3 protein-coding genes are annotated in these 14,499 nt (G+C 54.6%); 2 read left to right on the top strand and 1 reads right to left on the bottom strand.

Going from position 1 to position 14,499, the window contains the following annotated elements; all coding sequences use genetic code 11:
- Nucleotides 1-9 precede the first annotated feature (9 nt).
- Together Enr10x_RS08610 and Enr10x_RS08605 are read left to right on the top strand one after the other, a co-directional pair.
- Nucleotides 10-8,322, top strand: a complete 8,313-nt coding sequence (locus Enr10x_RS08610) for a hypothetical protein (RefSeq protein ID WP_232093268.1) — start codon at nt 10-12, stop codon at nt 8,320-8,322.
- 121 nt (nt 8,323-8,443) lie between these two features.
- Nucleotides 8,444-13,597: a protein kinase domain-containing protein gene (locus tag Enr10x_RS08605; RefSeq protein ID WP_145109210.1), complete on the top strand. Its 5,154-nt coding sequence runs from the start codon at nt 8,444-8,446 to the stop codon at nt 13,595-13,597.
- Here Enr10x_RS08605 and Enr10x_RS08600 read toward each other — a convergent pair.
- Nucleotides 13,594-14,100: a glycine zipper domain-containing protein gene (locus tag Enr10x_RS08600; RefSeq protein ID WP_197996567.1), complete on the bottom strand. Its 507-nt coding sequence runs from the start codon at nt 14,098-14,100 to the stop codon at nt 13,594-13,596. The two genes, Enr10x_RS08605 and Enr10x_RS08600, sit on opposite strands and share 4 nt — an antisense overlap.
- Between the last annotated feature and the right edge of the window lie 399 nt (nt 14,101-14,499).

Genomic DNA, 14,499 nt, shown 5'->3' with positions numbered 1-14,499 from the left:
CATGACGACGTGGAACTGGGCGACAACACAATACTGACTAGCACCAGCAGCGGCGCAGTCACATTCGACCAGACTCTGAACGGCTCATTCACTCTGGAAATCAAAACCGCGGGCGACACCACTTTTAACGGCACCGTGGGCAATGCAAATGAACTGACGAGCCTGACCACCGACGCTGATGGGACAACCAATATCAATGGCGGCAGTATCGCTACATCGGGCGGCCAGCTGTTTAACGATGCTGTGGTGCTGGGAGACAATACCATCCTCTCCAGTTCCGCCAGCGGTACGATTCAGTTCGTTTCGACTTTGAATGGGGCGTATACGCTCAATATCAATACTGACGGGACGACCATCTTCGACGATCAGGTGGGTAACTCAGCCGCCCTGGTCAGCCTGACTACGAACGTGAACGGTACGACGCAGATCAACGGGGGAAGCATCGAAACCACCGGCGATCAGATCTTCAATGACGATGTCGAACTGGGGGCGAATACGATTCTCACCAGTACCGGCAGCGGGGCCATCACCTTCCACGAGCGGTTGAACGGAACCTATACGCTGGAAATCAAGACCGACGGTGACACGACCTTTAATAATACGGTCGGTGACACGAACGAACTGGCCAGCCTGACGTCCGATGCCAACGGAACAACCAATGTCAACGGGGGCAGCATCGCCACGACTGGAGGACAGCTATTCAACGATGCGGTCATGCTCGGGGCAGATACGGTTCTGTCGAGTTCCGCTTCTGGAACCATCCAGTTTAAATCGACACTGAACGGAGCTCACAACCTTAACGTCAACACTGACGGAACTACGATCTTCAATGACCAGGTCGGTAATTCGTCTGCCCTGACCAGTCTGACTACCGATGCGAATGGCACGACTGAAGTCAACGGTGGCTCAGTCACGACCACGGGGGGCCAGACGTACCACGATGTGGTCACGTTGGGCGTCTCCACTGTCTTTACATCGACTACCGCCGACGATATTACGTTTGACAAGACACTCACCGGCGGAACTGTTATCTCGATCGACATCAGTTCCACCAATGATGTGATTCTGAAAGATGCTGTCAGCACGGACGGCGCAGTGACGATTACCGCTGATTCAGACAGTTCTACAGCCGGCGACGTGACCATGGAATCCGGTTCCAGCCTGGATGCGGGTACGGGCACCATTGATATCGATGGTGCAAATGTCACCACACGCTCCGTCACGACAACGAATGGTTCTGCAGCTGCGATTACGATTGATGCCAACAACGGGGATGTGATCACCAAAGATAGCGGCGTGAATGCTCTGGGAGATATCGCGATCAACGCGACAGGCATGATCACCCTGGAAGATGATGGCGTCAATACCGGAGAGGGTGGCAGCGTCACCCTGCAGGCAGGCAGCGATGTCATTTCCACCGGTACGGGAATTGATACAACGAATGGTGCCTCTGCAGGAGGAAACATCCAGGTTACTTCCAACACGGGTAAAGTCGATCTTTCCAACGGTTCATTGCTTACCGGAGACGGGGGTGGTATCACCGTCAACGCCGTCACCGGCTTTACGACGCTCAACACCAGCCTGGATACTACGAATGGGACCGGTGGGGGATCTGTAGAAGCGAGTGCGTCGAACGGTACTGTCTCAGTCACAGGGGGCGGTGTGACCGTCGATGGTGCTGGTACAGTCCAACTGACCGCCAAGGGAACCAACTCCGACATTCAACTGGACTCGAGCTTAACCAGTGCCGACGGCAGCATTACCCTGCGGGCCGATAACGATATTACACTCTCCGCGACCACGAGTATTCTCAGCCAGGGCAGTGGCAATATCACTTTGACAGCTGATAATGACGGCTCGAATGTCGGCAGCATCACGATGGATTCAGGCAGTCGAGTGGAATCGCAGGGCGGACAGATTCAGCTCACTGCAGCAGGCGATATCGCCCTGTCCGGAATCACCACAACCGGGGGCCGCGTCGATATCACTTCGACACTCGGGGGAATCACCGACAATGACAGTACCGGTGTGAACAATGTGACGGCGAGCCAGCTGGTGCTGAATTCGAAATTGAGTATCGGCCAACTGGCGGATGCGATTGACACCGCGATTTCCTTCCTGGAGGCAGACGCAGGTACAGGCGGACTCTTCCTGGACAATACCGGCGCTCTGACCATTGGTGGCATCACCGCGCAGGATGGCCTGAATGCGGACCAGGACATTGTCATTCACAATACGGGCACGCTGGATGTCACTGAAACCGTGCAGTCGTCCACCGGCTCGATCACCCTGGATGCAACGGACACGCTGACAGTCGATCTCGCGACTACAATCAGTACTCTGGGAACCGGGGCGATTCTGTTGACCTCGACCCGCAACATTAAATTGAACAGCGGTAGTAATCTGAAAACCGTCAATGGCGGAATTACGCTACTGGCCAATGACGGCGGTGTGACAGCGGGCGATTTTATTGGTGTAGAAGCTGATAAAGCGAATCTGTACACCTCCGGTACCGGAAATATCACGATCACCGGTTTCGGCGGAACCGATGCCCTGACTGGCGATCATCATGGTGTCTATCTGCATTCCGGAACGACGATTTCATCCTCAGCCACTGGTACGGATGCCGGCACGATTACGATCAATGGAACCGCAGGTGGGGGCATTAACGACAATCATGGAGTGTTCATCGACGGAGCCTCCACGAATGTCACATCCACCGATGGTGATATTGACATCACAGGCACAACAGATGCCGGCGTTGGCTTCATGCTGTCCGATCAGGCACAGATCGTTTCCAACGGTACTGGAGCGGATGCGGCGGGTATCACGATCGACGGCAGTACAACGGCTGACCGGTCGGGAGTTGAAATCACAAGTCTGGTGCAATCCGTGGATGGCGCGATTTCCATCACCGGCGATTCCACTGGCGGAAGTACCGCTTCGCAAGGGACTTTAATTCAGACAGTTAACGGGCAGGTCATCAACAAGAACGGCCAGATCACAATCAATGGCACCTCAAACGGTGATGACGGCATCGAGATTTCGAACAGCGCGGTTGTCTCTGCTTCCGGAACCGGAAAGATTGAACTGCTGGGTGAATCGACAGGGACCGGCAGCGGCATCAACCTGGATGCCACTTTGAAAAGTAATACAGGGACCGTCACGCTGACAGCGGAAGACGACCTGCTGCTCGGCAGCGTGGCTTTGATTGATTCGACCTCCGGCACCGTCACACTCACAGCAGACAATGCCGCGGGCAGCAACGGTAATCCGATCACCATGATCGATGGCGCGTTGATTGACGCCGGAACAGGTGAAATTAACCTGACCACCGATGGCGATGTTCTGCTGGGCGGATTGCTGACGACCGGTACGGTGAATATCGATTCCCTGTCCGCTTCCATCAGTGATAATGGCGACAGCCACACGGACATTGTCGCTTTTACCGCAGTCTTGAATGCGGTGACCGGTATTGGTGACGGGAATCCGCTGGAAACCGAGATCGGCACCCTCTCTGCGACCGTCTCCGGTGTCGGGAACCTGATGATCGACAACGGTATCGCGGTAGAACTGCTGAACCTGTCGACCTTTGACGGTGCAATCACGGTCAATAACACTGCGAGCATTACAGCGACCTCGGTTGTTTCACAAAATGATTCGAGCAGTGACAACAACGACATCACGCTCACCGCCACCGGCACGAACAGTGACATTCTGGTGACGACGATCACCGCCACCGGTGTGGCAGACGTGATTCTGACAGCCGATGACGGCATTCTGGACACAAACGGAGCCGATTCAAACCGGATCACGGCAGATGATTTGAATATGTCGTCCAGCAGTGCCGGCGGTACCCAGGACGGTATCGACGTCGATACCGACGTGAATACCGTGACTGCGGATGTGAATACGAATGCGGGTGGCATCCGCATTGATGAAGTCGATGGCATCACGCTGACTCAACTCACCACGTTTGACGGATTCATCACGGTTAACGCAGCTGGAACTATTGAAGTACTGGACGTCACTTCGACCAATAACTCGGCCTCCGATACGAACAATGGTGTTACGTTGACGGCGACCGGGGCGGACAGCGATATCCTGGTTACTACACTAACAGCGCAAAATACGGCAGACATCACATTAAACGCCGACCGGGATGTGCTCGATTCAGACAGTACTGACAGCAACCTGACCAGCGGTGACCTGTTGACCATTGTCGCGGGACGCAATATTGGCGGAATCACGAATGTTTTCACCGCAGACGGTTTTGATCCGCTACAAACCAGCGTCAATCACATGGACCTGACCAGCGGCGACCAGATTGTAATCGATAACACGGGGACCACGCCTGAGCTGATCAATCTGGATGCGGGGACGGGAACCGCTGGCACCACGTATGTGAGAGCGACCGGCGGAGCCCTGGATGCTTCCACGACCACCGGCATCAGCAATACGCAGGATACAATCAGCTTTATCTCAGATGTCTTGATTACGGTGCCCACAGGACTGCAGACTGCGAATCTGCGTCTGGATGCTCCCGATATTATCGACGCGGGTGGAGGCGCAATCGACATCAATGCCGTGAACTCGATTTTATTCAAATCCGGTTCCGCTGAGACCGTCAACATCACCGCTCAGCAGTTTGACGGAACGGTGCTCGGCTCTGATTTCGTGATCGCAAATGACTCCCCTGCCCTGGAGCTTGTCGATCTGAATACAGACGGACTGAGTCTGACCGGGGGAACGGACACGAATATTTCGTTAAGCTCTGCCGGCAGTATTACGGTGACGAACCTGGTGCAGACACTGGGCACCGGGACACTTTTCCTGGAAACAACCAATACTGACGCCGACCTGATTTTGAATCATAATCTGCTGAGTGATACCGGTTCGGTTACGATCTCGACGGCCAATGACATCCTGTTCAACGGGACAACGAATCTGACCAGCACCTCAGGCAGCGTGATGCTGACCGCAGATGCGGACAACGGTGCGGGTGGTCTATTTGGCGGGATCACCATGGCGGATGGGACCTATATCGACGCCGGTGACGGCGCCGTCAGCCTGACTGCGAGTGATGATATCATGCTGAGCCAGATCATCACGACCAACAACACAAACTCTGCAATTCAGATCGATACCGATTCCAGCCTGATTGATTCCGGGGACAGCACGGGCGAAGACCTGATTGCGAATGAAACAGGCGCTCGCGTGACAATTGTCGCTGCACTGGGAGCAGGTAAAGTTGGTGACTTGAATGGTGAGATCGAAACGAAAGTCGATCAGATCGATATTACCAACCAGACTTCGGGTGAGATTCGCATCATCGAGACCGACGATCTGATCGTTCACGATATCATCCAGGCGACCGCTGGCGACATCGAGGTCTATTCCACAGGCGATATTCTGCTGAACGGTCTGATTGAAACCGTTTCCAACAATGTCGTGCTCGATTCCAAAGCCTCGATTATTGATCAAAACGACGGCATTCCGGGAGAGCTCAACATTCATGCCACCAGTCTGGATATGAATGCGGTGTCAGGAATTGGCGTGGGTGACACACTCGAACTGAGCGTCGACACCTTTTCAGCGGATACAACGGACGGCGATGTGCTGCTGCATAACACAGCGACGACGGGAGTAACAGCGACCAGTATCACAACCGGAACCGGAAATATTGAACTGGCCCAGGTGGGTAACGAATCTCTGGCCCTTGACCTGGTATCGACCGACGACGGTGCGATCACGGTCTCCAATGAAGGGGATGCCCAGACCGATACGCTGACCTTAACTTCGATTTCTGCAGGTGGCGCGACACCTGCGATCGATGTTTCAACGATTAACTTTGGAAATATCCTGCTGGGTGATGTAGCAGCTCTGGACGGTTCCATATCCGTGACCTCAGCCGGCGAAATCAATGACGCGGTCGATGATAAGGCTTCGCCGGAAGTCGATCTGAATGCAGCCTCGGGCTCGATCACACTGGAAGCCATCAACGGCATTGGAAACTCGGCTCCCGTCGAACTTTCAGCAGGTACACTTTCCGTCAATACGAGCACGGGCAACATTGATCTGAATCACGTCTCCTCCGTAGAGACCGGACCGGTGACAGTGACGAAACTCACGACAGGAACCGGATCGATCGATTACGAACAGACGGGACAACAGTCTGCGAAGTTTGAAGAGATTTCCACCACGGACTCCGATATCACCTTGAATGCGGATGGCTCCCTGCTCTTTGAAAATCCGGGAGTCCTGCAGAATGTCGTCTCAACGGACGGTGTCGGCACGATTCAGGTCACGGCGACCGGTGTGAACTCTTCGATTGAAATCAACGATGGGTTCAGTACCGCTGGCGGAACGATCGATCTGACCGCACAGAACAGTCTGAACTTTGGCAGTGACGGGGATTTGAGCTCAGCCGACGGAAAAATCACACTCCTGGCTGATTCCGCATCTGCAGGTCCAGGTGGTGGCGGCATCACCATGTCTGATGGCACCGTCTTTGATGCGGGGGCCGGGATCATGGATCTCCAGGCGGGCGATTCCATTACCGTAGGGCAGTTGTTTACCACAACCCTGACCCGCCTGACCAGTACCGATGGTGGAATTGTCGATGCCGGTGATACGGGGGGCCGCGATATTACGGCTGATGAACTGGTGATGCGTACGGCGACCGGTGCCGGCTCTGAAGATGCCCTGGAGACTGCAGTCTCCCTGCTGGCCGCAAATAATACAGATTCGGGCAGTATTCAGGTCCACAATGATCTGGGAGGAGCTCTTTTAACAATTGGTACAGTCGATGGTCTGGCTGGAGTCACCAATGCAGCCGGTGCCTCCGGAGACATCAACATCTCGAATGCGAGCCCGCTGACCGTGGATTCTCCCGTGATCAACAGCTCGGGAGGGAATATCGATCTGGAATCAACCGGCCCCGGAGATCTGACGCTGAATGCCTCGGTACGTGCCTTTGGCGGAAACGGGAATATTAATCTCGAAGCCGGTAACGGGTTCCTGGCGGTCAATGATACAGGATTCGCCTCTGATCACAGCGTGGCTGGTTCGGGTGTACTCTCCGGACATGGAGACAGCGGCGTGCTGATCGATGCGAACACAACGCTCAATTCGGAAACCGGTGCGATCGCCGGCCTGCCTCCGGACCTGCGTAATATTCTGACGCCGCAGATTCTGCCCACCGGTCTGGCAACGGTGACCGGCGATTTCGGTCGCTTCACCGAACAAAACTTTTATATCACCATCGACTGGGGTGACGGGACTGTAGAAACCTTTAATTTCTCTGACCCTGGTTCGTTCGTCTTCCAGCATACATACACCACCAACCCGGATCCGCAGGACCCGTCAGCTGACATTCCGATTCTCGTGACGATGCAGGGAGACAAACAGTTTACCTTCTCCGATGGAAACGGCAGCCTGGATTTCACCAGTCAAGCTGATTTGCTGGAAACGCCGGGTGAAGGTCTGGCAACCGTAGCGATCGACACGACACCCCAGGTGCCACAGCTGATCTTCCCACGCCAGGATGTCATCCTGGATGCATCATCAATCCAGCAGATAGTGTTTAATATCAGGGAAAATCAGCTGCTGGAAACGGCAATCAATGAAGCCAACAAAAACGCAGAACGCCTGGTCTTCCTGCGAATCCTGGCTCCAAACGGGGATGTGATCGAAGATGTGCCGCTGGATGAATCCGATCTGGACAATCTGCCGAAACTTTTCAGCACCCTGCCCGACGGACGCTACCAGATCTACTTGAAGGAAGCGGGTGAGGAACGCGTACGTCTGCTGATGGATGTCGATATCCGCAATGGAAAAGCCAGCGACGTTACCGAAGAACGGTCCAATGCACCTACGGCTCCTGATCAGCAGAAACCTGGTGATAACAATAACAATACACAACGTGAAGATCAGGAATCGCGGACAGTCACTCTGCGAGATCTGGAACAGTTGACTACGGTCGTCATGACGGATGCCGGACCGGCTGATATCACTGATCGGATCGATCTGCTGGAACAGTTCCTGATCAATGAAACTGCGGAATGGCAGACCATCCTGCCCCGGGAACCGCAAACTGAGAATGCACACGAACACCGTACTCTCCCCTTGCCTGCTGAGGCGACGGCACAGCTGGAAACCAGTGATAAAGCCTGGGGTAGTGCGGCTTTACTGTCAGGTTATTTCCACGGCCGCTCGTTATTCCGTAAACCTGCTACGCAGGTCGAAAGCGAAACGGCGCTGGAAAAATATGGCAGCCGCCTGTTGAATCGGCGCTATAAACTGAATCGCAGGCAGAATTAAATGCTATAATCGAGCCACTGATCTCGCTGAATACACCGTAAGAATAGAACTGATACCTTGCTGAATCAATCGTAAATAAAACTGAGATCGTCGTTTAAAACGACACCACGCGGGTAACATTATGAACGAATTTCCTGACAAAAAAGAAGAACAGAACGAAGAATCGGATGATGACCAGAGTCTGCGCCACGATCAGACACAGTCAGACTCCCTCTCTGATTCGGATGAATCTGGCAGTGACATCGACCAGACGATTATTTCTGATGAATGGGAATCGAAAACAACCTGTTCCGGTATGGATGACGATTCCAACGCCACAATGGCAGACGAACAGTTTCAGACGGTTGAAGAAGACGGTTCGGAAAATGACACCTACGAAGATCTGGGCGGAATTGATCAGACGATCGTCGAGAGCGGTGATTCGGAAGAGATCAATGCCACCCTGGTCGACCCGAATCTGAACGACCTGGATCGGACGATTACCGAAGACGAGCATGCCAGTTGGGCCGGGATGCAGACGGTCAGCGAGAATCCGGAGGAACAGCCGGAACCGGCAAACGATCAGACAATGATCATGGACGATCCAGTTGACAACTCTGATATCGGCGCGACCCTGGTCGAAGACGGCAATGCGCCCGCAGACATCGACGCCACGATTGTCTCTGATGATGTCCCCCCCGAACTGGTAGCCACGATGAATGATGCCTGGGGGCCGGGCATGGCAACCATTCCGGAAGGCCCGGAAATGACCATCAAGGCGCCGGAATTCCCCCTCGACGAACTCACCAGCCAGACATCCCTGGTGATCAAGAAGCGGGATTTCAGCGACAAGACCAAGTCAGAACTTCTGGATAATGCAGAATACGAACTGATGGAAGTCCTTGGCCAGGGGGGCATGGGGATCGTCTATACGGCCCGGCAGACCTCGATTGACCGCCAGGTTGCGGTGAAAATGCTGAAAGGCAAAACCGCCAAGAATAAAGATCAACGTCACAAGTTCCTGGCAGAAGCGGTCGTCACCGGGGAACTGGACCACCCCAACATCGTGCCCATTTATGATGTGGGGAGCAACAACAGCGGCGCCTTGTTTTATTCGATGAAGAAAGTCGAAGGACGTCCCTGGCTGAAGACGATCCGCAAAAACTCCCTGGGCGAAAATCTGAATATCCTGATGAAAGTCGCCGATGCAGTCGCATTTGCGCACTCGCGGAGTGTGGTTCACCGCGATTTGAAGCCCGAAAACGTGATGCTCGGTGAGTTCGGCGAAGTGCTGGTCATGGACTGGGGCCTGGCTCAGTCGACGTCCGGGTTCCGCAAGTCAGACAGTATCATCACCACTTCCAGCATGGGGGGAACCCCCGCTTACATGGCGCCGGAGATGGCAACCGGCCCGGTCGACAAAATCAGCCCGCTTTCGGATATCTATCTGCTGGGAGCCATTCTGTATGAAATCCTGACCGGAAGGCCTCCGCACACCGGTAAGACTGCAATGAAATGTCTGATGGCGGCCGCCAAGAACGAAATCGTACCTACGGAGAAATCAGGCGAACTCGTTGAAATTGCGCTTAAAGCCATGGCACTGCGTCAGGAAGAACGCTACCAGAGCGTCCAGGAATTTCAGCAGGCGATTACACAGTATCAGTCGCATTCCGAAAGTATCTCACTGGCAACCCGGGCTGAAGAGGATCTGAAAAAAGCCACGGAAACAGAAAACTACGAACTGTTCTCACGGGCACTGTTTGGATTCCAGGAAGCACTCTCCCTCTGGCCCGACAATAAGACAGCGCGGGAAGGTGTCGAAAAAACGACGCTCTCTTACGCCAACACTGCGTATGCCAAGGGAGACTACGACCTGGCCCTCTCCCTGTTGAAAGAGGAAGAGACAGGACACGCTGACCTGATCGACACGATTCGCGAAGCACAGACCGAACGGGATGCCCGCCAGCAGCGTCTGAAAACCGCCAAGCGCGTGTTTGTGGGGATGCTGGCAACCGTGCTGGTCATCGTCACCGGTGCCTTTTTCTGGATCCGTGCCGAAGCCGAAAACGCACGTCAAGCCGAAAAGGTCGCGGCAAATGAGCGGGACAACGCCGTCCAGGCAAAAGAAAAAGAAACGATTGCACTAACAAAAGCAATTGAGTCGGAACAGGTAGCCCGTACTAAACAATTGGAAGCGGAAAAAGCACAAAAGCAGGAAGCAATTGCACGTGAGGCAGCAGTCAAGAGCAGAGAAGAAGCTGAAGAATCAGAAAAGGAAGCAATTGCCCAAAAAGAAATCGCTGAAGCAGCCAAAGAGAAGGAAGAATACGAAGCCTACATCGCTCGCATTGGACTGGCGGCTGCCAAGATTGACGAGAATGCCTTTGAAAGTGCGATCGAATTACTCAAGGGATGCCCCGAACGGCTGCGGAACTGGGAATGGGGACGGTTGATGCATCTCTGTTCGCAGAGCAGCCGGACATTTGATGCCAAGGCACCGGTGGATGCACTGGCACTCTCCCGGGACAATACACAATTCGTCACCGGCAGCCGCGATGGCTATGCCCGGCTCTGGGATCGCGCAACGGGACAGATCGTCGCGACCTTCGATCACAAGAATCACCCCGTGCTGGCAGCAGCGATCAGTCCAGACGGGAAAATTTTGGCAACGGGCAGCGAAGACCCCGAAGGGTTTATCAAGCTGTGGGACCTCGAAACACATCTGCCGATCGCGCGCAAGTTTGAAGATCCGAACCAGAAGGCCCCGTTTGACCGCGGGCACACTGAAGGCGTCTTGAGTATCAGCTTTTCCAAAGATGGACAGCGCCTGCTAACCAGTTCCTATGACAAGACGGCCCGGCTCTGGAATCTGCAGTCCGGCAGACAGATTCGACGTTTCTGGGGACACAACTGGTGGGTCTGGGACGCTAACTTCTCGACGGACGAACGGCGAATTGTCACGGCCAGCCAGGACGGTACTGCCGTCATCTGGTCGGTGGAAACGGGGGAAAAAGGGGCCCCCTTCACCGGTCACGAAGGCCCGATTTATTCGGCTCACTTTTCACCCGATCCACAGAGCACGCATGTCGTGACCAGCGGTTACGACCGGCGGATTCTGCTCTGGAAACCGGAAGATATCGTCCCATTCGATTTTTCCAAAATCGTCTCCGGGCAGCGAGTCCAGGAACCACCTTATGTCGCATTCGAAGGGCATCAGGAAAGTGTACAGTCGGCTGAGTTCTCCAATGATGGTTCCATGATCATCTCAGCCAGCCACGATAATACAGTCAAACTCTGGGACGTCGAAACGGTCAAAGCTATCAAGACCTTCCGGGGACATGACAGCTGGGTCCAGGCGGCAACGCTGCTGAACGACGGCAAATGGATTCTCTCCGCCAGTCATGATGCTCAGCTCAAACTGTGGAACATCGCCGGTTATGCCGAAATCCGCACATTGAAAGGACGGGTGCTCGCCCAGCATGTGGATGCGATTCTGGATGTGTCGTTCTCCAAAGACGGCAAACGTCTTGTCACTGCCAGCCGCGATAAAACGGCCATTTCCTGGGATGTGTCGACGGGTAAACCGGAAACCGAATTTACCGAAGGCCACGCCTTCCTGGCCTCCAGTGCCATTTTCCTGCCGGACCGGAAGCGGCTGGCAACTGCTGCCGTCGATAACTCGGTACGGATCTGGGATATTCAGACCGGTACCGAACACAAGCGGTTTGAGCACACAGGCCGGAGTGCGGCGATTGATGTTTCTGCCGATTCGCGGTTATTGCTGACCGGTAGTGACAAAAAGACCGTCCGCATCTGGAATATCGAAACCGGCAAACTGATCCGCGAGCTTGCCGGACATAAATCCGAAGTCAGTGCCGTCGCATTCTCGAAGGACATGCGGTACTGTGCCAGTGGTGATGCCCGCGGACGCTGCATGCTGTGGGAAGTTGCCAGCGGCAAGCTGCTGCATCGCCTGGAAGGTCATACCCGGCGAATTAACGGACTGGAGTTTCTGCCCGATGGTAAAACCCTGCTTTCTTCCAGTGGAGATAACACGGTCGGAAACTGGGACATCACCACCGGTAAAGAGAACCGGAAACAGATCCTGAAACACCCGGATGCAGTCCTGTCGATGGATGTGTTTGCTAGCGGGAAAAAAGCCGTCACCAGTTGTGCTGACGGGCTGGTTCGCATCTGGGATCTGGCGACCCCCGCGGTGGTTCAGACCATCCAGCCTGCGAAGGGCCTGATCAACTCGGTCAGTGTTTCTCAGGATAATAAGCGTCTGCTGACAGCGAATGTGCAGCAGCGGATGATTCAGCTCTGGGCTCTCGATACCGGTAAAGAACTGCAGGTTCCCGGACGCAACGGGCAACTGGAACCGTTTCTGGATTTCAAGGCCCGTGGCGGGATGCTGTGGACGGCGGTCTTCTCACCTTATCATGATTCAATTCTGACGGTCGGTGGTCGTGATGCCCGGTTGTGGAGCGGGGTCACCGCTCAGCAGCTGATGGCGTTTCATCCGCATGGCGTAGTCGCCTCCGCTTCCTACTCGCCTGACGGAAAATGGCTGGTCACCGGGAGCTGGGACAACTCTGCTAAAATCTGGAACACACAGACCGGACAGGCGGAAATGAAACTGGAGCAGAAGCATACCGGTTACGTGAATACGGTTCGTTACTCCCCCAACGGTGATCGCATCGTGACCGCCAGCGATGACGGAACTTCGAAAATCTGGGATGCCCATTCAGGTGAGATGCTGCTGAGCCTCGATCAGCCGGGGACGCATGTGAAGAGTGCTGTATTCTCTCCCGATGGGATGAAAATCGTGACCGCATCAGATGACAAAACCCTGGTGATGTGGGATGCAAAGACCGGCAAAAAGCTGTCGACGTTCAAGGGACATGCCTGGCCGGTGCTCGAAGTCGCTTTCTCGCATGACGGTACACGGCTGATTTCCGGATCCGAAGACAATACGGCGATCATCTGGGACATTGCCACGCACGAGAAAAAAGTTCTCTCTGGGCATACGGCCTCGGTAGAATCAGTCGTCTTTTCGCCAGATGACTCGCGGGCCTTCACCGCCAGTGACGACGGGACCGCCAAGCTGTGGGATACCGAATCAGGTAAGGAAATTCTGACGCTGAGCAGCCACTCACAGGGAGTCACGTCGGTCGACTTTTCTCCCAACGGACGCTATGTCGCGACCGGCAGCCAGGATGGTCAGGCCATTCTGTGGCTGACCGTCGACTGGAAAGACGAAGCCGTCGCACGCGTTGTCAGCCGCGACCGTTAAAAGTGGAAGTGGCCGTGCACTCCATAGTGCGGCCGCACATAGCGGGGACGCGGTCTCGGCGCTACATAGACCACGGACGGTGAAGTGACGACCCGTTCCCGGACGACGACGGGCTCGGAAGTACTGCTGACGTAGTTGTGCTGCTGCATGAATTCGATCAACTGGTCACTCAGCCCCTGCTGCTTGAGCATGATGATCGTCTGCGGATTGAGATCAAAAGCACCGCCTCGACTGCGAATGGCGCCCATGATCACAGAATCGCTGACGCCGTTGTGGGCCATCTGAAGCACATCGTTGTTGTGAATTGCTGAACGGGCCATACGCTCGTGATTCGCCTGGGCAATCGCAACATCGCGTTCTTCCCGGGCATCCTCGGCATTCCCGATCAGTCCGCCAGCCAGGCCGCCGGTGGCAGCGCCAATCAACGCTCCTGCGCCGGCATCGCCGGAATTACTGCCGATAATTGCTCCTGCGAGTGCACCAATGCCTGCCCCATTGGCCATGCCGGTTTCCGTATTGTTTCTGGCGCTGCAGCCTGTTTGAATTAACAGGCCCGCGAAAAGAAGAGTCATCCCAGCCCGACATGATAACGAGTTCATTGATGTGAATCCTTCCACACATTACTTGCAGTTTTTACAATCCCTGAGCAGTCTCTATAGTGCGACAGACCAGTTTTTGTCCGTCAGTTAATATATCGGGATTGCTGGCTTCCATTATCAGATTTTTTGAATGTTGCCTAGATGAATTTCTAAACTGTAAACTGTCTGGTGAAGTTCAGGTGGAGGCTCCGGTTCTAAGCTGTTCAGGAATGGATCTTTAACAGCTTTGGGAAAATTCCGGAAATAGACGCTTCACAAAATGACACCCGGGCGAACAATGTCTTCAATCGCCTGGAGAATCGG

It is taken from the genome of Gimesia panareensis (assembly GCF_007748155.1).
GTDB lineage: Bacteria > Planctomycetota > Planctomycetia > Planctomycetales > Planctomycetaceae > Gimesia > Gimesia panareensis.
This window is presented reverse-complemented; position numbering and strand designations above follow the sequence as displayed.

Excerpts from the sequence above, each read along its gene's own strand:
- Enr10x_RS08605 (WP_145109210.1), top strand. The coding sequence starts at position 8,444 with ATGAACGAATTTCCTGACAAAAAAGAAGAACAGAACGAAGAATCGGAT.
- Enr10x_RS08600 (WP_197996567.1), bottom strand. The coding sequence starts at position 14,100 with ATGGCCAATGGGGCAGGCATTGGTGCACTCGCAGGAGCAATTATCGGC.